At 34.0% G+C, this 24,350-nt stretch carries 27 protein-coding genes and 1 tRNA gene; 22 read left to right on the top strand and 6 right to left on the bottom strand.

The window, feature by feature from the left end; translation table 11 throughout:
• The first annotated feature begins 6 nt into the window (after positions 1 to 6).
• Complete coding sequence (locus CJF42_RS06650) at positions 7 to 906, top strand: flagellar basal body L-ring protein FlgH (RefSeq protein WP_141235502.1); 900 nt, start codon at positions 7 to 9, stop codon at positions 904 to 906.
• Positions 893 to 2,716, top strand: coding sequence for a hypothetical protein (locus CJF42_RS06645; protein ID WP_095365927.1), 1,824 nt, complete (start codon positions 893 to 895; stop codon positions 2,714 to 2,716). The genes CJF42_RS06650 and CJF42_RS06645 overlap by 14 nt, the downstream gene beginning before the upstream one ends.
• Here the strand turns inward: CJF42_RS06645 and mutH are convergent.
• Complete coding sequence (gene mutH / locus CJF42_RS06640) at positions 2,713 to 3,384, bottom strand: DNA mismatch repair endonuclease MutH (protein WP_095365961.1); 672 nt, start codon at positions 3,382 to 3,384, stop codon at positions 2,713 to 2,715. The genes CJF42_RS06645 and mutH overlap by 4 nt on opposite strands.
• A gap of 487 nt (positions 3,385 to 3,871) precedes the next feature.
• On the opposite strand from mutH, the gene rppH reads away from it, so the two are divergent.
• From rppH to CJF42_RS06590, 10 genes are all read left to right on the top strand, one after another.
• Positions 3,872 to 4,402 (top strand): RNA pyrophosphohydrolase, encoded by a 531-nt coding sequence (gene rppH, locus CJF42_RS06635; RefSeq protein ID WP_095365926.1) that lies wholly within the window; start codon positions 3,872 to 3,874, stop codon positions 4,400 to 4,402.
• A 74-nt stretch (positions 4,403 to 4,476) separates the two neighbouring features.
• Positions 4,477 to 6,765 (top strand): phosphoenolpyruvate--protein phosphotransferase, encoded by a 2,289-nt coding sequence (gene ptsP / locus CJF42_RS06630; RefSeq protein ID WP_095365925.1) that lies wholly within the window; start codon positions 4,477 to 4,479, stop codon positions 6,763 to 6,765.
• 154 nt (positions 6,766 to 6,919) lie between these two features.
• Positions 6,920 to 7,723 (top strand): sulfite exporter TauE/SafE family protein, encoded by an 804-nt coding sequence (locus tag CJF42_RS06625; RefSeq protein ID WP_095365924.1) that lies wholly within the window; start codon positions 6,920 to 6,922, stop codon positions 7,721 to 7,723.
• Positions 7,724 to 7,773: 50 nt separating this feature from the next.
• On the top strand, positions 7,774 to 8,607 hold the full coding sequence (locus CJF42_RS06620; RefSeq protein ID WP_095365923.1) for a thymidylate synthase: 834 nt from the start codon (positions 7,774 to 7,776) through the stop codon (positions 8,605 to 8,607).
• Between the two features lie 25 nt (positions 8,608 to 8,632).
• Positions 8,633 to 9,523 (top strand): UTP--glucose-1-phosphate uridylyltransferase GalU, encoded by an 891-nt coding sequence (galU, locus tag CJF42_RS06615; protein ID WP_095365922.1) that lies wholly within the window; start codon positions 8,633 to 8,635, stop codon positions 9,521 to 9,523.
• A 79-nt stretch (positions 9,524 to 9,602) separates the two neighbouring features.
• On the top strand, positions 9,603 to 10,208 hold the full coding sequence (locus CJF42_RS06610) for a FlgO family outer membrane protein (RefSeq protein ID WP_095365921.1): 606 nt from the start codon (positions 9,603 to 9,605) through the stop codon (positions 10,206 to 10,208).
• A gap of 11 nt (positions 10,209 to 10,219) precedes the next feature.
• Positions 10,220 to 10,876: a FlgO family outer membrane protein gene (locus CJF42_RS06605; RefSeq protein WP_095365920.1), complete on the top strand. Its 657-nt coding sequence runs from the start codon at positions 10,220 to 10,222 to the stop codon at positions 10,874 to 10,876.
• 20 nt (positions 10,877 to 10,896) lie between these two features.
• Positions 10,897 to 11,550 (top strand): FlgO family outer membrane protein, encoded by a 654-nt coding sequence (locus CJF42_RS06600; RefSeq protein WP_095365919.1) that lies wholly within the window; start codon positions 10,897 to 10,899, stop codon positions 11,548 to 11,550.
• 12 nt (positions 11,551 to 11,562) lie between these two features.
• Complete coding sequence (locus tag CJF42_RS06595; RefSeq protein ID WP_095365918.1) at positions 11,563 to 12,147, top strand: hypothetical protein; 585 nt, start codon at positions 11,563 to 11,565, stop codon at positions 12,145 to 12,147.
• A 59-nt stretch (positions 12,148 to 12,206) separates the two neighbouring features.
• Positions 12,207 to 12,283 (top strand) — tRNA-Arg (locus CJF42_RS06590).
• Here CJF42_RS06590 and CJF42_RS06585 read toward each other — a convergent pair.
• Both CJF42_RS06585 and CJF42_RS06580 read right to left on the bottom strand, forming a co-directional pair.
• Positions 12,284 to 13,012, bottom strand: coding sequence for a glutathione peroxidase (locus CJF42_RS06585; protein WP_095365917.1), 729 nt, complete (start codon positions 13,010 to 13,012; stop codon positions 12,284 to 12,286).
• Between the two features lie 221 nt (positions 13,013 to 13,233).
• Entirely contained in the window at positions 13,234 to 14,412 is a 1,179-nt protein-coding gene (locus CJF42_RS06580; RefSeq protein WP_095365916.1) for a flagella assembly protein FlgT, read from the bottom strand.
• Between the two features lie 194 nt (positions 14,413 to 14,606).
• On the opposite strand from CJF42_RS06580, the gene CJF42_RS06575 reads away from it, so the two are divergent.
• Positions 14,607 to 15,062 carry an LPP20 family lipoprotein gene (locus tag CJF42_RS06575; protein WP_095365915.1) on the top strand — a complete coding sequence of 152 codons (456 nt, stop codon included), beginning with the start codon at positions 14,607 to 14,609 and terminating at the stop codon, positions 15,060 to 15,062.
• Positions 15,063 to 15,080: 18 nt separating this feature from the next.
• Here the strand turns inward: CJF42_RS06575 and flgN are convergent, their stop codons facing one another.
• The 3 genes from flgN to flgA form a co-directional block, all read right to left on the bottom strand.
• Positions 15,081 to 15,518 carry a flagellar export chaperone FlgN gene (gene flgN, locus CJF42_RS06570; protein WP_170940507.1) on the bottom strand — a complete coding sequence of 146 codons (438 nt, stop codon included), beginning with the start codon at positions 15,516 to 15,518 and terminating at the stop codon, positions 15,081 to 15,083.
• Positions 15,511 to 15,849 (bottom strand): flagellar biosynthesis anti-sigma factor FlgM, encoded by a 339-nt coding sequence (flgM, locus tag CJF42_RS06565; protein WP_095365913.1) that lies wholly within the window; start codon positions 15,847 to 15,849, stop codon positions 15,511 to 15,513. The genes flgN and flgM overlap by 8 nt, the downstream gene beginning before the upstream one ends.
• Positions 15,850 to 15,918: 69 nt before the next feature.
• Positions 15,919 to 16,629: a flagellar basal body P-ring formation chaperone FlgA gene (flgA, locus tag CJF42_RS06560; protein WP_095365912.1), complete on the bottom strand. Its 711-nt coding sequence runs from the start codon at positions 16,627 to 16,629 to the stop codon at positions 15,919 to 15,921.
• A 146-nt stretch (positions 16,630 to 16,775) separates the two neighbouring features.
• Between flgA and CJF42_RS06555 the strand changes: the two genes are divergently transcribed.
• The 9 genes from CJF42_RS06555 (at position 16,776) to flgH (ending at position 24,338) form a co-directional block, all read left to right on the top strand.
• Positions 16,776 to 17,708 (top strand): chemotaxis protein CheV, encoded by a 933-nt coding sequence (locus CJF42_RS06555; protein WP_095365911.1) that lies wholly within the window; start codon positions 16,776 to 16,778, stop codon positions 17,706 to 17,708.
• Positions 17,709 to 17,743: 35 nt separating this feature from the next.
• Positions 17,744 to 18,574 carry a CheR family methyltransferase gene (locus CJF42_RS06550; RefSeq protein WP_095365910.1) on the top strand — a complete coding sequence of 277 codons (831 nt, stop codon included), beginning with the start codon at positions 17,744 to 17,746 and terminating at the stop codon, positions 18,572 to 18,574.
• A 182-nt stretch (positions 18,575 to 18,756) separates the two neighbouring features.
• Entirely contained in the window at positions 18,757 to 19,155 is a 399-nt protein-coding gene (gene flgB, locus CJF42_RS06545; RefSeq protein WP_095365909.1) for a flagellar basal body rod protein FlgB, read from the top strand.
• A 17-nt stretch (positions 19,156 to 19,172) separates the two neighbouring features.
• On the top strand, positions 19,173 to 19,595 hold the full coding sequence (gene flgC / locus CJF42_RS06540; protein WP_095365908.1) for a flagellar basal body rod protein FlgC: 423 nt from the start codon (positions 19,173 to 19,175) through the stop codon (positions 19,593 to 19,595).
• 12 nt (positions 19,596 to 19,607) lie between these two features.
• A complete protein-coding gene (locus CJF42_RS06535) occupies positions 19,608 to 20,327 on the top strand; it encodes a flagellar hook assembly protein FlgD (protein WP_095365907.1) in 720 nt (239 codons plus the stop codon).
• A gap of 17 nt (positions 20,328 to 20,344) precedes the next feature.
• Entirely contained in the window at positions 20,345 to 21,790 is a 1,446-nt protein-coding gene (gene flgE, locus CJF42_RS06530; RefSeq protein WP_095365906.1) for a flagellar hook protein FlgE, read from the top strand.
• Between the two features lie 256 nt (positions 21,791 to 22,046).
• The gene (locus tag CJF42_RS06525; protein ID WP_095365905.1) at positions 22,047 to 22,814 is read left to right on the top strand and encodes a flagellar basal body rod protein FlgF; all 768 of its coding nucleotides are present in this window, start codon (positions 22,047 to 22,049) and stop codon (positions 22,812 to 22,814) included.
• Between the two features lie 14 nt (positions 22,815 to 22,828).
• Positions 22,829 to 23,617: a flagellar basal-body rod protein FlgG gene (gene flgG, locus CJF42_RS06520; protein WP_095365904.1), complete on the top strand. Its 789-nt coding sequence runs from the start codon at positions 22,829 to 22,831 to the stop codon at positions 23,615 to 23,617.
• Positions 23,618 to 23,636: 19 nt separating this feature from the next.
• Complete coding sequence (gene flgH, locus CJF42_RS06515; RefSeq protein WP_095365903.1) at positions 23,637 to 24,338, top strand: flagellar basal body L-ring protein FlgH; 702 nt, start codon at positions 23,637 to 23,639, stop codon at positions 24,336 to 24,338.
• Positions 24,339 to 24,350 lie beyond the last annotated feature (12 nt).

Here is a 24,350-nt window from a genome sequence, read left to right as displayed (position 1 = left end):
GTCAGAATGCGACTTTGGAACAGCATATTCTTTTTATCTTTTAATCTATGTTTGTTATTACCAGCTTTTGCCGCAGATAAACCAAATATTCTAATAATTGGTGAAGATGCTGCAGGTGATTCGGTACCAAATGATAGTAGAGTTTTTAAACGCGTATTAGATGCCTTAATAAATCAAATGCATGATCGCGGTTTTGATGTTTATGATGAAGCTATATTGACCCTATTAGATAAAACCCCCGCAAAAATTCGTAGAACTGATCGTGAAATTATAGAAATAGCTAGAGCAAGTAAAAGGCCGCCTATTGATATTATTATGATTTTTCAAATTTATGCCAGTTCACAAAATTTAGCATCTCGCACAAGAATTAATACCTTATTAATGGGTAGATTATTAAATGTAAAAACAGGCAAACATTTAGGGAGCTTTGAAGTAGATAGTGGAAAAAACTTTAATGGGCCGGTAGAGTGTAAACAAGAATGCATATTGACCATAGTTGGCGATAAATCACGAATTTTGGCAAATGATTTGGGGGCCATATTAGCTGAAAAATTGCTTTGGATAAATAATGGTGACGAAATGTCAGATCACAATGATTTAAATCGTATGATTACTGAATACGCACTTATATTTGATGGTTTTAATGCTAAAGAATATATGGCAATAGAAGAATATTTAGTGATATTTTCAGGTTATGCGCAACATAGACCTATTGAAATTAGACATACACGTAGTGAAATTTGGTATCAATCAACAATAAAAACAGCAAAATTAGACCGTAATTTAAATAAAATGCTTGCGGAGTTAGATATGCAAAGTGTGATAAATTTTGAAGGTAATACTTTCACCGTAAAAAGAATCACTTTTAGAAACAAAAAAACACAGGAAAACAATGAAATTTGGTAAGATTTATTTTGTTATTTTATTACTGTTTTCATTATTAGTCTCTAAGGCTTTAGCGCAAGATAATTGGCAACTTGTTGTTATTCCACAAGCGAATTTAAATTCAAAACACAGTGAAATAGCACCTCAAGTATACCTCGGTATTACAAACGCTTTAACAACTCAATTAGTGAATGATAATTTCACTGTATTTGATCAGTCATTATTAAAACTCAATAATTGCATTAATCAAATTTGTGAAGTGATATCTGACAACAAGTTATTAAATCTAGCTCAGATATATAATTATAAAGCGCAGCAATTAGCAGTCAGTTTAGCAATTGTTTATCAAATAGAAATATTTGATGAAATGATATCTAAAGTTAAGGGGGTACGTTTTAATTTTTCAAGTTATTTGATTGATTTAGACTCAGGAGAAAGGGTTGAATCTTATAGAGACTCTAAAAAATATAACGATCTAAGTACAAACTGTGAAGGTGATTGTTTTGTTCGCTGGCAAGCTAAAAAAGCGACTCAAATAGCGCAAGATGCCGGGTATATATTAGCTTTAAAAATAAACAGACTACCTAAACGCTATCGCTATGAAATAGAATTTAGTCATTTTAATTCAAGAGAATTAAAAGCTGTTACTGATTTTTTAAATTCAATTTCAGAAAAAAAATCACATATTGCATTGTCTGATCTCACGATTAGAGGCGTCTCTTCAAGTGAAAAAAGTAATAAACATATTACGATAACCACAAGTCATCATGCCAGTAAATTAAATCAATTATTACAAAATGAATTTGAAAAAAAATCGATTTCAGTTCTGATTGATTATCGTAGTACGATTAATAAATTTACGATAATTAAAAACTTAACAGCTATAAATTGGCAGTATATTAGTTTTATATTTGTCTGCCTGCTGGGATTTGTTGCCTTATATTTTTATTTTCCGATCTTAAATAAAAATATAATCATCAAAAATATCAATCATGCGATAGCTGTTAAAAACTACTATTTAGCTTATTCAATGATAGATAAGTTGTTATCAAAAAATAAATATAATAAACAAGCCGTCATTTCAGAGCTTAGTTTGTTAAGGAAAAAAATTGATAGATCCATTATTTCAATTACAGGTAATGTGGTTGCTAATAAAGCCTTAGCAGGAGTGCATTTTTTAACTGAGACAAAGTTAGATTTAGGTAAAAAAACTCAAACCCAAGAGCACAGTGTAATTGTAAATAACCATCTGGTTTTAGGATATAAACAATTAGATGAATTAGGTAAACAGTGTCAATTCATTTATAAAAATAGCCATTTTTATATTGTAGATAAAGGGAGTTTACATGGCTGTCAATATAATGACATTCGGTTATTACAAGGTCATTTAGCGCAAGTAAAATCAAATAGCATACTTTTTATTGCGAATGACACAGATCAAGAATTAAAAGTTTGTCAATTAAAGTTAAACTTGAGTCAGTATGATCCTTCAGCTTTAATTATGTCTTTAAATCCAGCTCCTTTATCGTTTTTAGACTTTAGTGACTTGGCTTTAGTATGGCCTGATCACGAACTTGATTTAAATAAGATTTGGGTAATGCTTGGCAAACGAGTGGCTTTAGGACTAAAAGAAAAAGGTATCATAGATATTGGCTGTATTAATGGCGCAGATGTATTGGCTTACTTAAGTTATAACTCAGGTTATTTTATTGAGCCAGTCAAAAATAAAGTGACGAAATTAAAAATTAATAATCAGGAAGTTTATTCTAAACTACCCATAGATAAAAATGCGCTGATCACCCTTTCTGATTGCGAATTTAGCTTAGGTTAAGCACCAAACTGGGCTTTTAAAATATCCCCTGTGAAGTTTGTTTTTAAATAAAACCCTCTGGGAAGTGTTTGAATTATCTTGCCGTTAGGACCAATGGCATCAGTCAAAACTTTTGAATTAGCCGCTTTTGGTCTGATCTGCAATACTTGGCCTAGTTTACCGTTAATTTGCTCTATTTCGCCAAGTGCAATTATTTCAATTTGTTGCTCCCAATCTTTTTGTAATTGCATTTTTTGTGTAATAGTCGGTTGCCATAAAAAGCCAGAACCTATAATTCGTTGTTCAGGTGCGATATCCCTTTCAGATAAAATTGGCAGCCATAAAACATGATTTAACTTTTTTTTAACTGGAGATTTCTGCCAAGTTAATCCCTGTAGCTCTTTAAGTGGCACAACGGATACAAAAGTTGTCTCAAGAGGCTTGCCTGAATAAGAGATTGGTATGGTTTTTAGTTCAATGCCTAAATCAATAAAGTCAGGTTCAGGTTTAGAGCCTGCCATGGCACCTAATACCCATTCTATTAGTTGTCCGATCCAACCTTTTTCTCTTAATAAATCTTTAGGTGCTTTAAATTGATACTGAGATGCCAAATCACCCACAGTTAACCCTGCAATATCATCAACGCGACGTAATAATTCATTAATAGATTTTGGAGCACAGGGGCGTATGCTTGTGGACATTTAAAATACCAGTTAATTTTTAGGGACTCGATAATAACAAAAAATTGTTTTTAACCATAATTTTGTTAAAAAACACTTGATATTTATATAAATAATCATTTTATTTATTTTAAAAGTGCATAACTTTGTAATGGAGTGTTTTTTGTCCGATTTATTTCAACTGATTTTTATTAGATGAAATTAAGTGTTTTAAAATTTCATTGCATTGATTTTTAAAGGTATTTATTCTTATTTTTATTTGTAACTTTAATGTTTTTAAAGTTACATGTTTGAAATACAGGAATATAAACAAACTTATCCACAGAAATTGTGGAGAAAAGTATTTCAACTAAAGTCCCCTGTGGATTTGTTTGCAAAATAGACGTATATATCAAATGTTATACACAGCGGTAATTATTATAACCATATCCTTGCCGTCATAGATGCATTGTGGAACAATCAGCATAGAATATATGATTTTTAAGAGGCACTATAGGTGATTGACGCCGAAGGATTTCGTGCCAATGTTGGAATTGTGATCTGTAATAACCAAGGTCAGGTCTTTTGGGCTAGACGTTATGGTCAACATTCATGGCAGTTCCCACAAGGTGGTATAGATGAGGGCGAAACCCCTGAACAGACTATGTACCGTGAGCTTCATGAAGAAGTGGGGCTTTTACCTGAAGATGTTGAAATTGTAGCAAGCTCAAAACATTGGTTACGCTATAAGTTACCAAAAAGACTAATTAGACGAGACTCTAGTCCGGTATGTATTGGTCAAAAACAAAAGTGGTTTTTACTTAAGTTAAGATGTAAAGATGAGGATGTTAATCTATTAAAAACGAATCATCCTGAGTTTGATGATTGGCGGTGGGTAAGTTATTGGTATCCTGTTCGTCAAGTTGTTTCTTTTAAACGTGATGTATACCGACGTGTTATGAAAGAGTTTGCTCCTATTGCAATGCCTTTTTATAAAAAAGAAACTCATGTAAAAGAGCCTTGGCGCCAACGTGATAAAAAGTTTTAAACTCAAAGCTTTAGAGTAGAAGGGATAATGGGGTTTGAGTGTGATAAAAAGTTTATTTAGGTTAGTTTCTTAAGATGCTAGCAATACTTCGTAAAATTGCACAGGCTGTTTCTCAGCAGCCTGATTTAAAGAGCGCGCTGGATATCTTTGTTTCTTTAGTTAAAGAATCAATGAAAACCCAATGCTGCTCAGTTTATTTTGCTGATTATAATCAAGAAAACTTTGTATTAATGGCAACTAAAGGGTTAAACCCAGACGCTGTTGGCAAGTTTAGAATTGGTTTTACTGAAGGGTTAGTAGGCTTAGTTGCTCAAAGAGAAGAACCTATAAACCTGGCATTTGCACAAGACCACCCAAGGTTTATTTATTCCCCTGATGTTGATGAAGATAATTACAATGCCTTTTTAGCTGTACCAATAATACATCAAAAAATGATATTGGGCGTCATTGTTATTCAGCAAAGCCTAGCCCGTGTATTTAATCAAGATGAAGAGTCTTTTTTAATTACATTATCGGCGCAGCTAGCCTCTCAACTTGCACATGCTGAAATAAGTGAAATACTCAAACAAGATGAAAAAGCACATCAAACCTCTTGCCTAAAAGGTGCTTCAGGAGCTCCTGGGATTGCAATAGGTGAAGCCTTTGTTGTGATACCAAAACTATCATTTACAAGTTTTGAGTTAAAAAAAACAGATTTAGAAAATAGTAGTAATATAGAGCAAATAAAATTATTTAGGCAAGCAGTTGCGGCAACACGAAATGAATTTTCGATTATGTCGCAAGAATTAAGCGATACTTTGCCCAATGAAGCCTTGGCTGTTTTTCAGGTATATCAGCAATTATTAGATGCTAAAAGCTTAGGTCAAAAAGTTGAAAAAGAAATCAAGCAAGGTTGGTGTGCAAAAAGTGCTTTAAAACGAGTGATAGAAAGCCTTGTTGGGCAATTTATGGCTATGCAAGATAACTATATAAAAGAACGTGCTATTGATGTTCAAGATATAGGGATACGTGTATTACACCACATTGTTGATACCGAACATGCTTTAAAACCTTATCCAGATAATATGATTTTGGTAACTGAAGTACTGACTCCTTCCATGTTAGCGCAAATACCTAAAGAAAAACTAATGGGTATAATCAGTATTAGTGGTGGCTCAAATTCTCATGCTTCTATTTTAACAAAAGCATTAGGCATACCTGCTGTTTGGGGGGTTACGGATTTACCTTTATTGCAAGTAGATGGTAAAGAAATAATTATAGATGCCTATGCGTCTAAGGTTTACATCTCCCCATCTAATATTCTAAAACAAGAATATAGCCAATTTAAGAAACAAGAAGGTATATTACATGATCAGTTCGAATCAGAATATCAATTAGATGCCTGTACTTTAGATGGTGAGCATATTATGTTACTGCTTAATGCTGGTCTTGAAGTGTCAACGGAGCTTAGTAATGCCCATTTCTGTGATGGCGTGGGCTTATATCGAACTGAAGCTTGGTTTATGCAAAAATCGCAATTTCCAACACAATTAGAGCAAGAAAACTGGTATCGAGAAGTACTCTCTAGCTATCACCCATCCCCGGTTATTATGCGAACACTCGACATTGGTGGTGATAAGGTTTTAAGCTATTTTGATGTTGAAGAAGAAAACCCATTTTTAGGCTGGCGTGGTATTAGATTTAGTTTAGATCACCCGGAGTTATTCTTAGAGCAGTTAAAAGCGATGTTAAAAGCTAATGCTGGTTTAGGTAATTTGAAAATCTTGCTTCCTATGGTAACCAATGTCACTGAAGTTGAAGAAGCTCAGCGATTATTAAAGCAGGCCTATTTTGAACTTGAAGATGAATGGGCTGATCAATTCTATAAAATAGAGCAGCCAGAAATTGGTGTGATGTTAGAAGTGCCTTCGAGTATATTTTTATTACCTGAATGGGCTAAAAAAGTAGATTTTTGCTCTGTTGGTAGTAATGACTTAACCCAATATTTACTTGCGGTAGATCGTACAAATTCTCAAGTAGCAGAATTATTTGACTCTTACCACCCATCAGTATTAAGAGCGCTCAATCTAATCGCTGAAAATTGTATGGAATATGAATTACCATTTAGCTTATGTGGTGAGTTGGCAGCTGATCCTGAAGGAGCTATTTTATTAGTTGCTATGGGTTATAGAAGTTTGAGTATGAACCCAAGCGCTATTAATAAGGTGAAATGGGTATTAAGAAGGCTAAAGATCACTGATATGGAAGCATTACTTAAATCGTGCTTAGCGCAATCATCGGCTATAGAAGTACACAGAATCATAAGAAGTTTTATTATCTCTCATGGTCTAAGCCAACTACTCTACAAAGTTAAAGAAGTTTAGAGTAAAATAAATCGGCTATATGAAGTACACAGAATCATAAGAATTTTATTATTTATCACGGTTTAAGGTTGTAACTGTATAAAGTTCAAGCCGCATCAAGTAAAATACAAAAATGAGATAAAAAACTGAATATTAAATTAAGCTTAGGGCATGTATGAGTGATTTGTTATGGATTGTACTTAGTTGTGCAATTTTAGGGTGCCTAGTTGGTTTTTTAGCAGGATTATTAGGCATAGGTGGTGGTTTACTTATTGTGCCATTTTTAAGCGCGATACTAGTACACTTTAACTTGGTTGCACTTGAACAGGTTATGGTTATCGCGATCGCAACATCACTGGCATCAATTATTTTCACATCAAGTTCCTCCGCTTTTGCACATCATAAACATAATAACATTCCATGGGATATAATGCCTTGGATCATGGGTGGTGTAGCCTTAGGCGCATTATTAAGTGGTTTTATTGCAGGTTCAATTCCGTCAAAAATATTGAAAATTATTTTTGCTATTTGTGTTACATTTATCGCATTAAGAATGTTAGTTAACACTAAACAAGAAAGTCACAAAAGTTTACCTCAAAAACCGGTTCTTACAGCTATGACAGCCTCGTTAGGTGGTTTGTCAGGCTTATTAGGCATAGGTGGAGGTGCTTTATTAGTGCCTTTACTAACGCACTTTTCAGTTAATATGAAAAAATCGATTGGCTGTGCCGCAGCTTGCGGTATTGTCATTGCAGTCTTTGGGACTTTTGGTTATATCTCGTCGGGTTGGTCTGTTACTCAGATTAACCAAGGGTTTGTAGGCTATGTGTATTTACCTGCATTACTGGCAATTGTTAGCACATCGGCAATTTTTGCCCAGTTAGGTGCAAAAGCGACACAACATTTACCTGTCAAAATTATAAAAAAGATTTTTGCAGTTATTTTAAGCATCATAGCTGTGCGTATGTTATTAATTTAAAAATTTTATTGTAATTACTAAAAAAATAAAAGTACTCCATAGGTATAAAAATGAAGCAATATTTAGATTTAATGCGCCATGTCAAAGAGCAGGGCACTAAAAAAGAAGATAGAACGGGTACCGGTACAATTAGTGTATTTGGTTATCAAATGCGTTTTAATTTAAGCGATGGCTTCCCATTAGTGACAACAAAAAAGTGCCACTTAAAATCTATTATTCATGAACTTTTATGGTTTTTACAAGGTGATACTAATATTAAGTACCTTAAAGATAATGGTGTTAATATTTGGAATGGTTGGGCAACAGATGAAGGTGAATTAGGGCCTGTTTATGGCAAGCAATGGCGCAGTTGGGTAGGTCATGATGGTCAGATAATAGATCAAATATCAGAACTAGTTGAACAAATTAAAACAAACCCAGATTCACGCCGTTTAATTATAAGTGCGTGGAACCCGGCAGTTTTACCTGATACAAATTATTCGCCATCAGAAAATGCCGCTATGGGCAAACAAGCCTTGCCACCATGTCATACTTTGTTTCAGTTTTATGTTTTAGATGGCAAATTATCATGTCAGTTATATCAAAGAAGTGCTGATATTTTATTAGGCGTACCATTTAATATCGCAAGTTATTCACTATTAACGATGATGTTGGCACAAGTATGTGATTTAGAGTTAGGTGACTTTGTTCATACATTTGGTGATGCACATTTATACCTAAACCATATGGAACAAGTTCAAGAGCAATTAACACGTCAACCCCATCCGTTACCAACGATGGCTATTAATTCAGATGTAAAAGATATATTTGGTTTTAAATTTGAAGACTTTGAATTAAAAAACTATGAGTCTCACCCTGCTATTAAAGCACCGATAGCAATTTAATTTAAATAAAGGAATATAAAGTAAGATGTCTAAAATATTAAAAGCAGTGATACCCGTAGCAGGGTTAGGAACCCGTATGTTGCCTGCAACAAAAGCAATTCCAAAAGAAATGTTGCCAATTGTAGATAAACCTTTAATTCAATATGTAGTGAATGAAGCAATATCGGCAGGTATAAAAGAAATTGTTTTAGTAACCCATAGCAGTAAAAATGCCATTGAAAATCATTTTGATACCAGCTTTGAATTAGAAGCGACACTTGAAAAGCGTGTAAAACGTCAGTTGCTTGATGATATCAAGTCTATATGCCCCAAAGGTGTCACTATTATTCATGTACGTCAAGGTGTTGCAAAAGGTCTGGGTCATGCAATAGCCTGTGCTCATCCTATTATCGGCGATAGCCCATTTGTGGTGATTTTACCTGATGTCATCATGGATGACTTTAACGCTGATCTTAAAAAAGATAACTTAGCGGATATGCTCAAAATATTTGATGAGACACAAAAAAGTCAAATAATGGTTGAAAATGTGCCACATCATCAAGTCGAACAGTTTGGTATTGTTGATATTAATGGGGTAGAGCTAGCACCAGGTCAAGCATCAGAAATCAAAGCGATGGTAGAAAAACCACCTATTGGTGAAGCACCATCTGATTTAGCGGTCGTAGGGCGTTATGTTTTAAGTAAAAATATATGGCCATTGCTAAAACGTACAGCACCGGGTGCGGGAGATGAAATTCAATTAACCGACTCAATTATTATGCTAATGGAAAATGAAACAGTTGAAGCATACTACATGAAAGGTAAAAGTCATGATTGTGGTAGTAAAATAGGATATATGAAAGCGAATATTGAATTCGCTTTAAAACGCGATGATATGAAAGAAGAGTTAGTTGAGTTTATTAAAACGTTAATTTAAAATAAGCTTAATATAAAAGTGCCCAGTGGCACTTTTATTGCATTAATTTTACTGTTTAGTTTATTTAAGGTAAAAATTAATGCGTATTATGATCATAACACTAGCCTTACTCCTATCGGCTTGTTCACTTTTTACAAATGATAATCCAGATTCATCAAATACAGATTTCAGCAATTCGTACGTACCTAAAATGTCTACTGTAAGCGTGCACCAATATAGTAAGCAATTAGCAATAGATTTACTTAAAGAATTTAATCCAATAAAATCAAAATCTTCTATTGCAATCGGTACTCTTGTTTCTATTGACTCATTATCTAATATTACTGAAAAAGGACCTTCAAAATTACTTGGATTGCAAATTCAAGAAAGTTTAACAACAGCTGTTACTCAATTAGGATTTAATGTCATCGAATATAAAACTTTACCAAAGATCATACTAAAGCCGAGTGTAGATAGTATGCTGTCAAGAGATGTCTCTCAGTTAAAGGAAAAACATATAATAGATTATTTTATATCTGGAACTTTAACTGAAATTCAAGATCAATTTATAGTTAACGTAAAACTGATTGATATTCACAGTAATATAGTTCATGGTGCTGCAACAAAAACAGTTCCACTTAATGTTTTTTGGTCTCAAGAAAAAGTACAGTTGAGAGATAGTTCTTTAATTCGTAATCATTATTAATGGAGGGTTCAATGCACTTTAATTATCTTATTATTGCTACTAGTTTAACTTTATCTGCTTGCAGTATGCTTAATATGCCAACTAATAACGAACATGTTGTTAAAGAAACGAAATCATCAGATAATAACTTTCAATCACATAACGGTAAAAGTGTCTTAGCAGCATCTAAAAATACGAGTAATTTTAGAACTGTAAAAAACATAAATCATTATGTTCGTGGAATAATGCATGGATTAGTTGACAATATTCAATATGTGAATAGCCAAACTCCAATAGGTGTAACCAGTTTTGTATTTTTAGATGGTGATTATGAAAAAGCACCGCTAATAGGTAATCAATTGTCAGAAAGTTTTATGCATGAACTCCATAAATTTGGTATTCCTGTAATTGACTTTAAAACAACCGATTATATTCGCGTTGCTCCTAGTGGCGATTATATTTTTAGTAGAGACTTTCTTGAATTAAAAGGTAATCTACCAATTAAATATGTATTAGGTGGCACATTGGTAAGGCATGAATCTGGTTATATGGTAAATGCGAGAATAGTGGGTGTTAAATCTAAAGCAATAGTTGCATCTTCGCAAGGATTGATCCCTTCCCACGCTGTAAAAGCGTTACTATCAAGTTCACTTGAAGATGGTATACCCTTAGTTCAAGGTGATGAATAGTACCGTATAAAGAGAGATATATGAATTTTATAAAACTGCTATTTTTAACTTTAACATTAATTTTATTATCAGCATGTAACTTAACAAATAAAATTGTAAATAATGAATGTGATAGAGAATTAATTAATAATCATTGCGATAATGTAAAGCAAAAAATAAAAAAAGACGCTTCAGTATTTAAGGTTAAAGCTGACTATACTATTAATAATACGAAGCTTTTAAGTGAATATGTTGAGCAAATGGCTATGGGATTAATGGATAGCTTTCAAGCTCACGCACCTGACACTAAAATAGCGGTCACTTCTTTTGTAGATCTTAATGATGACTTACAAAGCACTAATATGCTAGGTAATCAAATATCTGAAAGTTTTCTCTATGAGATGCAACAATACGGTATTCCTGTTATTGACTTTAAAGTTATGGAATATATAGAAGTGAATAAAAAAGGTGATTTTGTTTTCTCTAGAGACTATCAACAACTAACTGAATCGTTAAAAGCTGATTATATATTATCTGGTACTTTAATTTATACTGCTGCAGGTGTTGTAGTTAATGCTCGAATAGTCAATATGTTTTCAAAAGTTATTATCGCATCGGCTAAAGGCTTGATACCTTCATTTATTTTAGAGTCTACGATATCTCCTAAATTGATCAATGAAGAACCTGATAGTTAAGGATTAATAAAAATGAAATATTGTATTGTGATATTAATATTATTGGGACTTGGCTGCGGAGTTTTGGAATATGATGACACTAGAAATGAAGTTAAAAAACAAAAGCCTGCGACACAAGTTGTTATTAGAGGTGAAACACAGTTAGAAAAATATGCAAGATTACAAACTGAGAATAATAAGCAGTTAAAAAGCAATTTGCCTTCAGAGCAAGTACAAAAATTAAAAGAAGAAATAAACCGATTAACACTTAAACTTTTAAGCAAGTTAGATGTACTTGGAGGAACGCAGTCAATTATTATTGAGCCAGTATCTATTGCCGAAAAAATGACATCAAAATTTAAAGAAGTGAGAGATCAGATTGAATTCTTATTAATCAATGAAATGTTTAAATTTGGCATACCTGTTATGGATTATTCTAGAAAAAAGGCTAATTCAGATTTAATTCTACAAAGTCATTTAAGTTTATATCAGGAAAGCTATATGCTGAGTACATATGTTAGAAATAGAGCTTCAGGTGAAATAGAATCGACTGCACAAATTACGTTAGCTAATAATTTATTAGAAGAATTACAAGATGGTGTTACAGTTTTAAAGTAACCAAAGTATAAAATTCACATTGGTTACTTATTGATTTAGTATAGTTTTATATTATATAAGTCTCATTAGCTCAGCTGGATAGAGCGATCCCCTCCTAAGGGATAGGTCAGAGGTTCGAATCCTCTATGGGACGCCATTAATTATAGTATTTAGCTAAGTCCTCAGACCCACCAATATGCTTACCAGCAATAAACACTTGTGGCACGGTATCATTACCTGTAATAGCTTTTAAGCTGGTGAATGATGCATCTTTACCTAAGACTATTTCTTCAAAGCTAATATCTTTTCCTATTAACAAGTCTTTGGTTTTTTGACAGAATTGACAGTCGGGTTTTGTGAATATAGATACAGCCTCAACAGGTTTTTGATTTGGGTTAATATAATTTAGCATGGTATCCGCATCAGATACTTCAAACGGGTCGCCTGGTACATCTGCTTCAATAAACATTTTATCAATAACGCCATCTTTAACTAGCATGGAATAACGCCAGCTCCGTTTACCAAAGCCTATTTCTGATTTATCAACTAGCATGCCCATGCCATCACTGAACTCACCATTGCCATCTGGTATTAACTGAATATTGTCAGCTTCTTGACTCGCAGCCCAAGCATTCATAACAAAAGTATCGTTCACTGAGATACATACAATGTCATCTACGCCATTTTCTTTAAATACAGGGGCAAGTTCATTAAATAATGGTAAATGTGTAGATGAACACGTTGGTGTGAAAGCACCGGGTAGAGAAAATACAACAACAGTTTTCCCTTTAAATACTTCAATTGTGGATAGTTGAATCCATTCATCATTTTGACGAATCGAGAATGTGACATTAGGAATTGTTTGACCTTCAATATTTTTAAGCATGGTAAATCCTATTATTTTATATGATTTGTTTATTTTGACTTAGTATTGATCAGGTTGTTAAATAGGTCTAATTGATTGTAGTTATCGTATCGATTGATAAAATAGATTGGTTTAATGTTGCAATTGGCTCTGCTATCTCAAAAAGGATGTTGTTTTTAAGCTAACAGAACAGCTTCGATAAATCACTTGAAGATGACGATTTTTTGTATGAGATATATTTATTAAAGCTCAGGCTCTTCTACTTCAATTAACAAAACAATATCACTTGTTTGAATGTTTGCTAGTAATTCATCGCCTATACTGCTTGCTATCGCACTGCGGGTATAAACTTGATTTACTCTCACATGGTTAGCGCTCGTTATTATATAGGGTTGTTGAACGCCTTCTTCATCAGTAAAGAATGATTGGTATGCAATAGCGAAAGATTGGCCTTTTTTAATACCATGCTGTTTACCTAAATTAAAGGTAACTGTATTGTCTTTAATGTGCTTTATTTTACCTTGAATTGGCAAGCAAGATAATTTTTCTTGCAAATCTAGACTTATTTGATTTGATAGTTCATTTAAAACTTGACCATATTCTGAATGCCAAAATTGATTACTACTTACATCTATTCTTGCTGTTTTATTAAATCGCCAAATGCCACTAGTAGAATAATCTTGTTGCACAATCACTTCTTGTGTTACAGCATTAAAAAGCATAACTTCAACATCAAAAAACCGTTCAAAGCTGTTTGATTGCCAAAACATGAGATCTGAATTTTGCTTTTCACCCATAGATATATCCTTTATCTTAGATATCAAAACATACTGACTATCACTATTTTTTGCTATTTGCTCAATAAGTATAGGATCAAAGTTATATTGTTGATTAAAAAAGTCTAAAATAGGAATTGCCTGTTGATAATAAGCTCTAGGAACAATAGATTGATCTGCCGATTTTATACTTTTAAATATTTTTTCGCTAAATGCTTTATTAATGTCAAAAATTTGGCCATTTCGAGCTTGTTCTTGATTAGGCATTTGTGCTTGAGTAATAGCTAAGCTTTTTTTAAATTCAGATGCGAAACATATTTTTTCATTTGCAAAAATATCTAATCGTAAAGTTACGGATACTGAATCACTAGAATAGACTTCGTCGACTAATTCAATATTTTGTATTTCCCCATGAGATCTGACATGTGTTTCCTCCTGTGTCATTAGACCATTAGCGACCGTTTGAATACTCGTTACAGATGCACCTGCGAAAATAAGGGCTTGTTTTATAGCGCTTTCTACTGCTCTTGTTTTTGCTCTTTGAGTATCGCCGTCTCTTATTTGAGATTGCCCTATAGATTCATACCATTGTGCATGCAAAGGTTGAGTAACACAGAAAAAAAACAGGAAAATATACTTGTTCATAAATAGCTCTTTTAATTGTAAAAGCGTAAAAGCATTAAAATTTAGTCATTAAGATGGTAAGTAAAGCAAATCTTATACCAACCGCTTCTAGATAGTCATTTATTAAGTCTAGTTGAGATTATTTATATAAAATGGGCATATAACATGCATGTATCAGGTATCAAAATAATTTGCATTGGATGTAAAAAGAGTTTATGAATAAACTAATAATAGGTACTTGTATCGTATCACTGTTAGGTGGTTGTTCGAGTATGTTTGATAAGCATATCGAATATGATTATAAGCAACCAGATTTTTTTCCTATTTTAAAAGCGGTTGGTTATGCACCTATTAGTTTACAACCAGGAAAAAACCAACAGCAAAAAGAAATTCTTGCTATTAAAGCATCAAAATTAGAAGCTTATAGAGAGTTAGCTGAACAAGTTTATGGCCAACAAATTACAGCTAGTTCATCTATGCGAGGCATGATCACCAAAAATGATACTTTAAACTCTAAAGTACAAGGTGCTGTAAGAGGTGCTAAGGTCATTAAGAGTTATGTTGTAGGTGATAGTTATGTTACTGAGTTAGAGTTAGATATGAAGCTAGTACACGATCTATATATTGGTCAAGTTAAACCAAGAACAGTAAAGAAGATCACATATTATTAATTAAAATGGGATAGACTATTAGGCTTTAATACCTTTGCTTAATAATGTCCCTGCTTGAGACTTACCTTTATTATCGTATGTAAGAGACTTGATTGAACCAAGTAAAATATCGGTTACTTTTTTGACTGCTATTTGTGTTTGGTGTGCTGCATGGGCATTTAAATCATTTTGTTGTTTACAGTTACTTAATAGCTCGTTTATCGCTGAGATATCTTCTTTTATTGAAGGGATGCTATTTTTTATTTGCGCAAGCGGTGAGTTTATTAATTTTTGATCTAATATAGATATTTTATTTAAAATAGTCACTTTCTCTTTAGCTGAATTTTCTAAAGCATTGCTATTTCGAGTATTTATCGCTTCTAATTCATTTTGCAAAGTTACCCATAAAGCATCTAGGTTTTGCTTTTGCTCAATTAAAGATTGTTGAATATTCTGTATTGCATTTTGTTCAATCATTGTATTTACCATATAAATCAAATTCGAAACCAGCTATTTTTTCAGCTAGTTTTTCGGCATTTACTTGGTAATTGCCTTCGCTAATCACTTTTTTCAATTCGCTAACTTTTTTACTATCAAAACCTGAAGATTGCTCGGCTTTTTCATGTAAACCTCTTAGTTGCTGAGCTTGAGGTGTTAAATTTACAGAATCTTTCGCAGCCTTGGTTGAAGCAGTTGGTTGATTTTGTACCGCTGTAGCTGCATTATCTTTATTGACACTAAGCTGTTGTTGTTTTGAATTAGTATAGGTAACGTTTTGTTGGTTGCCTTTATTTACTTGATTAACCATTAGGTATCTCGCATTAAAATTTCATTACTTTTAGTATCGGCCAATTATAGAAATAGTTTAACATATATCTTAAATACTTACTTTAACTTGATCAACACCTATCACTCTAGCATGTAACTTCTTGCCAGACTTCGAGTTTTTAACTGAAATGTTTTGCCCAATAATACCATCTTGTAATGCAATTCCTGCTGTTTTTATACTTAACCCGCGATAACTGGCAAAAATAGTGACTCTATCTCCTTTGCAAACCATGCAAACCTGTTTATAGGTGATGGCTGAACCGCTTCTGATATTTCGTTTACTCCTGCTTCCTAACAGAGTATACATTTGCGCTTTATTTAAGTATTGTGTTCTAATTAAATGTTTCTGAGTTTGTTTTGTAATTAGGTGTTCATTTGTAATTATTTCACCTTTACTTAAGTTTTGATTGACCACGACAATAGGTGCAAGTTCCATTATTTTGACTTGAACATATAAATTCCATTTTTTTTCATCTAAGCACTTAATTTGTATTGTACTCTGCCGATTACTTCTTTGTACGTTTACTGAATTAATTAATAATTCAGTTTCACAATTTTTATCTGATATTCTAGGATCAATGGGCAGCGCTGATAGCTCTCTTGTTCCATTAGTTAATTCTTTTAAATTTTGAGCTAGATAATTTATAGCAAGTTGTTGTAATTGGCTTTTTGAATAGCCCACTGCTGAGGTATTATTTGAAAATAAGACCAAAAATATAAAAAAAATTAACTTATGATGATTTTTATTAAACAAACTCATTATGTTTCTACTATGCTTTATGTTGAAAACAGGGTATAAATATTTTGCGTCAATAATCAGACGCTTGCTGTATATAAATTTACTTATACTTTATTATGAAAGCAATATTCATTCCTAATATTTAGCTTTTCATTCAGGAGATTGAAATGGCGGGCATTTTAGACTCGGTCAACCAAAGAACACAGTTAGTAGGTCAAAACAGACTGGAACTTTTGTTATTTAAACTTAGAGGCCGTCAGCGCTTTGGTATTAACGTATTTAAAGTGAGGGAGGTTTTACAATGTCCCCGATTAACTTCGTTACCTAAATCTAATGCTTATATCAGAGGAGTTGCGCATATACGTGGCCAAACAATCTCTGTTATCGATTTATCTATGGCGATTGGCGGAAACCCAATTGATGATATTGAAAATAGCTTTATTATTATCGCGGAATATAATAGATCTGTTCAAGGTTTTTTAGTGGGGTCAGTTGAGCGCATCGTTAATATGAATTGGGAGGCCATTTTACCTCCACCCTCTGGTTCTGGTCGAAACTCATATCTTACAGCTGTAACTGAAATCGAAAAGGAGCTAGTTGAAATCCTTGATGTTGAAAAAATATTAAGTGATATTTGTCCTGTTGATACTGAAGTAAGTGCTGAAATTGTTGATGATGGTGAAATGCAAAAAGATTTAGGTGAACGTATTATTTTTATAGCGGATGACTCCGCTGTTGCTCGCAATCAAATAAAAAGAGCACTTGAACCATTAGGTATTCAAACAGAGCTTGCTAAAAATGGTAAAGAAGCGCTCATTAGGCTAAGGGAAATAGCAGAAAAAGAGTGTGAAAAAGATATAACCGAAAGGATTGGCCTATTAATTTCTGATGTAGAGATGCCTGAAATGGACGGTTATACATTAACAGCTGAAATAAAAGCTGATCCGAGATTAGCACCTTTACATGTTATATTACACACTTCATTAAGCGGAGTTTTTAATCAGGCGATGATTGAAAAAGTAGGTGCGGATGACTTTATTGCTAAATTCAATCCAGATGAACTGGCTGCCGCCGTTAAGAAATGGGTTCACTGTGATTAAGATTCATTTTAACTTAATATATAGGTATATCAAATTTGGCTAATAAAAACTTAGAACAACATGAATATAATAAATTTCGTACTTTTTTAGAACAACAGTGCGGAATTGTTCTTGGTGATAACAAGTTGTATCTAGTAAAAAGCCGTTTAGCGCCTTTAATGGGGCGGTTTGAAGTTGAATCATTATCTGAATTGGTAAGTAAAACTTTGAGTCCAAGAGAGCGGCAATTACGTGCCGCTGTTGTTGATGCCATGACAACAAATGAAACTTTATGGTTTAGGGATCAATATCCTTTTGAGCTTTTGAAAAGTAAAATATTTCCAGAATTTAAAACTTTACGTCGTCCAGTTAAAATTTGGTCTGCTGCTAGCTCGTCTGGGCAAGAACCATACTCAATTGCCATGACAACGGCTGAATTTCAAACACAAAATTTAGGCTCATTCACTTCTGGTGCTCAAATAGTTGGTACAGATATTTCAAATACCATGCTGGATCTATGTAAAAATGCAGAATATGACTCTTTGGCACTAGCCCGAGGCCTTTCTCCTGAAAGACGTAAAAAGTTTTTTATGGATAGTGGTCATGGCATGGCAAAGGTTGTTGAACCAGTAAGAAAAATGGCAACATTTAGGCATTTAAATTTACTCGATTCTTATGCTTTAATGGGTAAGTTCGATATTATTTTTTGCCGAAATGTACTTATTTATTTTTCTCCTGAAATTAAATCTAAAATTATAAGTCAATTTGCTCAAGCTTTAAATCCAAAGGGATATTTATTTTTAGGGGCTTCAGAATCAATGACTGGATTGAATGATGATTTTGATATGATCCGCTGTAACCCAGGCATTATTTATCAAAAAAAATAATTTTAAATAAACTTAAAATGAGCATGTTACTCATTTTAAGTTTTTGTTATAAAATAATTAAATCTATAATTTACATAAAGTTATAAAAATAACAATTTCCTTTTGATACCTTGTTTATTAAACCAATACGATATGGCGTAACCTTTGCATGAACTCTCTAAAGTCAAAATTTTGGAGGGGTTATGGCGATCAGTTTTGAAAAAGCTTTTGGTATACATCCAAGCGCTATGACAGCAAGAACACAACGTGCAGAAATTATAGCAACCAATATAGCCAATGCAGATACACCAGGTTACAAAGCTAAAGATATAGATTTTGCTGCTGTATTAAATCAGGCGAAATCTCATCAATCTAGCTCTATGACTAGAACTCATGAAAAACATTTCAATGTTAATGCTAACTCTATCCAAGCGAATGCACAATTTCGTAATCCTTTACAGCCAGATACTGGCGATGGCAATTCGGTTGATGTACAAGTGGAACGAAACTTGTATGTACAAAACTCTATAGAGTATCAGGCAAGTTTAAGATTTCTAACAGGTAAGATCCAAGGGCTTAAGAAAGCATTGAGCGGGCAATAGGGCATAAGAGGTAATTTATGAGTTTATTTAATGTATTTGATATAGCTGGTACGGGTATGAGCGCACAATCGGTGCGCCTTAATACAACAGCAAGTAATCTTTCAAATGCCAATACAGTGAGTTCAAGTCTTGATGAAACATATAGAGCTAGACACCCCGTATTTGCCGCTGAATTGACAAAAGCTGCCGCAGCCCAAGGTGGAGAATCTGTTGGGGTTAAAGTTTTAGGTATAGTTGAAAGTGATAAACCTTTAAATGTGGAATACAACCCAGGACATCCGATGGCTGATAAAGAAGGTTATATATATCGTCCTAATGTAAATACGGTAGAAGAAATGGCAAATATGATTTCAGCATCCCGCGCATACCAAACAAATGTGCAAATAGCAGATGCGGCAAAAACCATGTTAAGTAAAACAATTTTACTTGGCCAGCGTTAATAGGAGAATAAAATGATAGATCCAATTAATGGTAGCCAAAGCAGTAGTTATGTTGATAGCTTACGAAAAAAAGATGAAAAAGAACCGGATAAAGTACCCCAAGGTGAATTGACTCAAGCAGATTTTTTCACGTTAATGACTAAGCAATTGTCAATGCAAGACCCTTCTAATCCAACTGATAATGAAGCTATGATGCAGCAAATGACTAATATGTCTATGGCTGAAGGTATTACTAACATGTCAACAAAATTCGATGAATTTGCAGCATCGATGACATCAAATCAAGCTTTACAAGCTTCTAGTTTAGTTGGCCGAGATGTTTTGGTCGATACTCACTATATTACAAATACAGTTGGTGAAGAAATTTCGGGGCGGATCCCGCTTGAGTATCCTGCTTCTGATATTAAAATTCGTATTGAAGATGAAAATGGTGCTGTTGTAGGTGAAGTGCCAATGGCAGCATCTAATGGCGGTAATTTAGAGTTTAAATGGGATGGTAAAGATTCTAATGGTAATCCAGTACCAGATGGTAAATATAAAATAAGGGCTGTTGGCTTGGTACAAAATGTTCCAGATAAAAATGGAGTTTTAAAAGCACAGCATATCGAATTACCAGTTCAAGTGCGTACTCGTGTAGATAGTGTGAGTATGGGACAAAATGGAACTGGATTAACACTCAACTTCAAAGATTTAGGTAGCATAAAATTTGAAGATGTGATTGAAGTTAGTTAATAAAGTAGGAATTATATATGTCATTTAATATAGCATTAAGCGGCTTAACCGCAGCACAAAAAGACTTAGACACCACAGCAAATAATATTGCAAACGTAAATACTTATGGTTTTAAAGAATCAAGAGCTGAATTTGCAGATGTATTTTCTACCTCTTTATTTTCTAATGCTAAAACCCAAAATGGTGGCGGTGTTTTAACGCAAGATGTTGCTCAACAATTTCACCAAGGTAGTTTATTGTTTACATCTAACTCGCTAGATATGGCTGTTAGTGGCAATGGTTTTTTTGTGACAACAGATGGTCCATTGAGTCGAGATTTTACTTATACACGTGCAGGTGCATTTAAACTTGATTCTGAAAATCGCATTGTGACTTCAAACGGTGATTTTTTACAAGGTTTACCTGTAAATGATGATGGTTCTGTAAAATCAGTCAGTTTAAGTACAACAGCACCGATTCAAATACCAGATAGTGCAGGCGCTCCTGCTGCAACTACACAAGTAGACTTAAGTTTTAATTTAGATTCTAATGCAACAAATCTTGATCCCGCATTATTTGATCCTTCTGATACAAATACCTTTACCTCATCAACATCAACGGTAGTTTATGATTCTTTAGGTAATAGTCGCATTTCTTCTGTTTATTATGTTAAAACAACAAACCCGGCAGCACTAGGTGCTGGTGCGGGTGCAGCTCCAGGAACAGCCGGTGTGATGCCTGCCTCAGCAGATACAAATAATAATACTTGGGTGATGTTTAGTACTTTGACTGACGATGCTGGTAATGCAACTCCTGTTGATTTACGTCAAGATCCTAGTGTTGCAAATCCAGGTGCTTTACAGTATCAGGCTACAACTGGCCAAAGGGGGATGTTATTACAATTTGATACTTCGGGTGCTACCATTCCTGGAACTTTTCCAACCCCAAGAACAGAACCATTAGGTGCAGTGGGTAGTATCACGACACCACCAGCTATACCACATGATGGTGCAGGTGCAATAACAAATGGTGCTAACCCAGATCAAACATTTAACTTTGTGATGACTAACCTAACGCAATTTTCAACTCCATTTGAAGTTTCGGCATTAAGTCAGGATGGTCAAACGGTTGGTCGTTTAACAGGAATTTCAATTGGTACCGATGGTTTAATTGAAGCAAAATATTCAAATGGTGATTCACAAGCGATTAGTAAAGTTGCGTTAGTACGTTTCCCTAATGATCAAGGTTTAACCCAGATAGGGAATACGAGCTGGACATCAAGTCAAACATCTGGATCTCCGCTTGCTGGTGAACCAGATTCGGGTACTTTTGGCTCAATTCGTTCGGGTACACTTGAACAATCGAATGTAAACTTGACCGGTGAGTTAGTAGATTTGATCACAGCACAAAGAAACTTTCAAGCTAACTCTCGAGCGCTTGAAGTGAATAACTCTATATCTCAAACAATATTACAAATCAGATAATAAAGCTTCATCTCTATAAAGCTAAAGCATGACACATGTTTTAAATTAATTATCAGTAACTATGATTGGTAATTGATTTAAAACTGTTTTATTACATATATATCTAATAATTTATTAAACCTTAACTTTCATGCGATTAATATTTACTCTCTTAATTCCTATCAACTAGATCAATTTAAATAATTTTAAAAGTATTTTATTTATTGGCGTTAAAATTGCTACATAGAAGTAAGTATCATTTTTTTGGCGTTTTACAATGGATAAGTTGTTATACATTTCGATGAGCGGCGCAAAGCAAAATCTCATAGGAACAGCTGTAAGTGCCAATAATTTGGCTAACGCAAAAACAACCGGTTTTAAATCTGATTTTGAGCAAGCACGTTCAATGCAAGCCTTTGGTGAAGGCATGCCTTCAAGAGTATTTGCTATGGAAGAAAGGCCTGGCTCGAATATGAGTTTAGGACCTATCGCTACTACGGGACGTAATTTAGATATTGCTGTGACAGGTGGTGGTTGGCTAAGTATCCAAGATAAAGAAGGTAGGGAAGCCTACACGAGAGAAGGCAATTTACATGTTTCAGCCACAGGTGAGTTATTAACTGCAAGAGGCAGTACTGTAATAGGCTCTGGTGGCCCAATTATTTTACCTGTTCCGGTAGAAAAAATAGAAATTAGTAGCGATGGCACAATACAAGTTAGGCCTCAAGGTGCCCCTGCTAATTTTATGGAAGAAGTTGATCAATTAAAAATCATTAAACCAGAAAATAATAATCAATTAGAAAAAGGTTTAGATGGTTTATTCAGGCCAAAAGGTGAGGCAATCGCAGGTGAACTATGTGGTTTTTGTGAATTAGATCCTGGTGTAAGTGTACTGAGCGGTGCTTTAGAAATGTCTAATGTAAATCCGGTAGCAGAAATGGTGGGTATGATCTCACATCAACGTCAGTTTGAGTTACAGGTCAAAATGATGAAAACAGCAGAGAAGATGGATGAAAGTCAAGCTTCTTTACTTAGAATAGTTTAGGTAGGAGATATAAAATGAACCCAGCATTGTGGATCAGTAAAACAGGGCTTGATGCTCAACAAACAGATATATCGGTTATTTCAAATAACTTAGCTAATGCCAGTACTGTTGGCTACAAAAAAAGTCGTGCTGTTTTTGAAGATTTGTTATACCAAAATATTAATCAACCTGGAGGTCGTTCTTCTCAAGATACAGAATTACCTTCGGGTCTAATGTTGGGAGCAGGCACTAAAGTTGTTGCTACACAAAAAAATTTCTCTCAAGGAAATTTATTAACAACAGATAATTCGATGGATTGGATGATTCAAGGACAAGGTTTTTTTGAGGTACTTATGCCTGATGGTAGTCAAGCTTATACGCGAGCAGGGCAATTTACTACGGATGGTGACGGCCGAGTAGTGACTTCTGGTGCTGGTTTCCCTGTACAACCTGAAATGACGGTACCTGATGACGCACAATCTTTAACAGTGTCTCAAGATGGTGAAGTATCTGTTCATATACGTGGTCAAGCAGATAATGTAGTAATTGGTCAGTTAACTATTTCTGATTTTATAAATCCTGCAGGACTCGAACCTACAGGTCAAAATTTATTTACTGAAACTGCTGTAAGTGGTGCACCTGTTCAAGGTAACCCTGGTGTACAGGGCTTAGGTAATATAGTGCAAGGCGCATTAGAGACTTCAAACGTAAATACAACGGAAGAATTAGTTAACTTAATAGAAACACAAAGAATTTATGAAATGAATTCTAAAGTGATTTCTGCTGTTGATGAAATGATGAGCTTTATTAACCAACAACTGTAAATTTATCGGAGATAGGATTATGCTTAAATTAACACACGTTGTTAAACACATAGTTATTTTTATTCTTTGTGGTTTACTTGTCGGATGCGTATCAACAGCAAATAGGCAAGTAGTGTCAAATGACCCCTATTATACTCCAATAGACCCTGTAGCAGAGACTCAAGTAGTTGTTCCTACTGGCTCATTATTTAATGCTTATAGTTCCAATGATATGTACTCAGATAAAAAAGCAGTGAGGGTCGGCGATATCATAACTGTGATGCTTAAAGAATCAACCCAAGCATCTAAAAGTGCAAAAACAGAAACAGATAAAGAATCAGATTATAATTTAGACCCAATAGTTGGTTTAGGAGCAAATAAAGTTAATATAGGTGGACAAAGTATTCAGTTGGGAATGAAATCTGGCGGATCATTTACTGGAGATGCGAAATCTAATCAATCAAACAGCTTAAGCGGAAATATAACTGTAAATGTTATGCGTGTATTAGCTAACGGAAACCTAATGATCCGTGGTGAAAAGTGGCTGACATTAAATACCGGAGAAGAATTTATCAGAGTTGAAGGTATTGTAAGAGCAATAGATGTAAGTGCTGAAAACACTGTTGAGTCTAACAGAATCGCAAATGCGCGTATTCAATATTCAGGTAAAGGTGATTTGCAAGAAACACAAAGTGCAGGTTGGTTATCAGGTTTCTTTATGAGTGTATTATCTCCTTTTTAGGAGAGGCAATTT

Origin of the sequence: Pseudoalteromonas sp. NBT06-2 (assembly GCF_002276045.1) — a bacterium.
Classification (GTDB): domain Bacteria; phylum Pseudomonadota; class Gammaproteobacteria; order Enterobacterales; family Alteromonadaceae; genus Pseudoalteromonas.
Note: the sequence above shows the minus strand (reverse complement) of the source record. Positions and strands in the feature narration are given on the sequence as shown.

What these genes read in the sequence shown, in the direction of transcription:
- CJF42_RS06650 (WP_141235502.1), top strand. Translation starts at nt 7, where the DNA reads ATGCGACTTTGGAACAGCATATTCTTTTTATCTTTTAATCTATGTTTG.
- CJF42_RS06645 (WP_095365927.1), top strand. Translation starts at nt 893, where the DNA reads ATGAAATTTGGTAAGATTTATTTTGTTATTTTATTACTGTTTTCATTA.
- ptsP (WP_095365925.1), top strand. Translation starts at nt 4,477, where the DNA reads ATGCTAGCAATACTTCGTAAAATTGCACAGGCTGTTTCTCAGCAGCCT.
- CJF42_RS06625 (WP_095365924.1), top strand. Translation starts at nt 6,920, where the DNA reads ATGAGTGATTTGTTATGGATTGTACTTAGTTGTGCAATTTTAGGGTGC.
- CJF42_RS06620 (WP_095365923.1), top strand. Translation starts at nt 7,774, where the DNA reads ATGAAGCAATATTTAGATTTAATGCGCCATGTCAAAGAGCAGGGCACT.
- galU (WP_095365922.1), top strand. Translation starts at nt 8,633, where the DNA reads ATGTCTAAAATATTAAAAGCAGTGATACCCGTAGCAGGGTTAGGAACC.
- CJF42_RS06610 (WP_095365921.1), top strand. Translation starts at nt 9,603, where the DNA reads ATGCGTATTATGATCATAACACTAGCCTTACTCCTATCGGCTTGTTCA.
- CJF42_RS06605 (WP_095365920.1), top strand. Translation starts at nt 10,220, where the DNA reads ATGCACTTTAATTATCTTATTATTGCTACTAGTTTAACTTTATCTGCT.
- CJF42_RS06600 (WP_095365919.1), top strand. Translation starts at nt 10,897, where the DNA reads ATGAATTTTATAAAACTGCTATTTTTAACTTTAACATTAATTTTATTA.
- CJF42_RS06595 (WP_095365918.1), top strand. Translation starts at nt 11,563, where the DNA reads ATGAAATATTGTATTGTGATATTAATATTATTGGGACTTGGCTGCGGA.
- CJF42_RS06585 (WP_095365917.1), bottom strand. Translation starts at nt 13,012, where the DNA reads ATGCTTAAAAATATTGAAGGTCAAACAATTCCTAATGTCACATTCTCG.
- CJF42_RS06580 (WP_095365916.1), bottom strand. Translation starts at nt 14,412, where the DNA reads ATGAACAAGTATATTTTCCTGTTTTTTTTCTGTGTTACTCAACCTTTG.
- CJF42_RS06575 (WP_095365915.1), top strand. Translation starts at nt 14,607, where the DNA reads ATGAATAAACTAATAATAGGTACTTGTATCGTATCACTGTTAGGTGGT.
- flgN (WP_170940507.1), bottom strand. Translation starts at nt 15,518, where the DNA reads ATGATTGAACAAAATGCAATACAGAATATTCAACAATCTTTAATTGAG.
- flgM (WP_095365913.1), bottom strand. Translation starts at nt 15,849, where the DNA reads ATGGTTAATCAAGTAAATAAAGGCAACCAACAAAACGTTACCTATACT.
- flgA (WP_095365912.1), bottom strand. Translation starts at nt 16,629, where the DNA reads ATGAGTTTGTTTAATAAAAATCATCATAAGTTAATTTTTTTTATATTT.
- CJF42_RS06555 (WP_095365911.1), top strand. Translation starts at nt 16,776, where the DNA reads ATGGCGGGCATTTTAGACTCGGTCAACCAAAGAACACAGTTAGTAGGT.
- flgB (WP_095365909.1), top strand. Translation starts at nt 18,757, where the DNA reads ATGGCGATCAGTTTTGAAAAAGCTTTTGGTATACATCCAAGCGCTATG.
- flgC (WP_095365908.1), top strand. Translation starts at nt 19,173, where the DNA reads ATGAGTTTATTTAATGTATTTGATATAGCTGGTACGGGTATGAGCGCA.
- CJF42_RS06535 (WP_095365907.1), top strand. Translation starts at nt 19,608, where the DNA reads ATGATAGATCCAATTAATGGTAGCCAAAGCAGTAGTTATGTTGATAGC.
- flgE (WP_095365906.1), top strand. Translation starts at nt 20,345, where the DNA reads ATGTCATTTAATATAGCATTAAGCGGCTTAACCGCAGCACAAAAAGAC.
- CJF42_RS06525 (WP_095365905.1), top strand. Translation starts at nt 22,047, where the DNA reads ATGGATAAGTTGTTATACATTTCGATGAGCGGCGCAAAGCAAAATCTC.
- flgG (WP_095365904.1), top strand. Translation starts at nt 22,829, where the DNA reads ATGAACCCAGCATTGTGGATCAGTAAAACAGGGCTTGATGCTCAACAA.
- flgH (WP_095365903.1), top strand. Translation starts at nt 23,637, where the DNA reads ATGCTTAAATTAACACACGTTGTTAAACACATAGTTATTTTTATTCTT.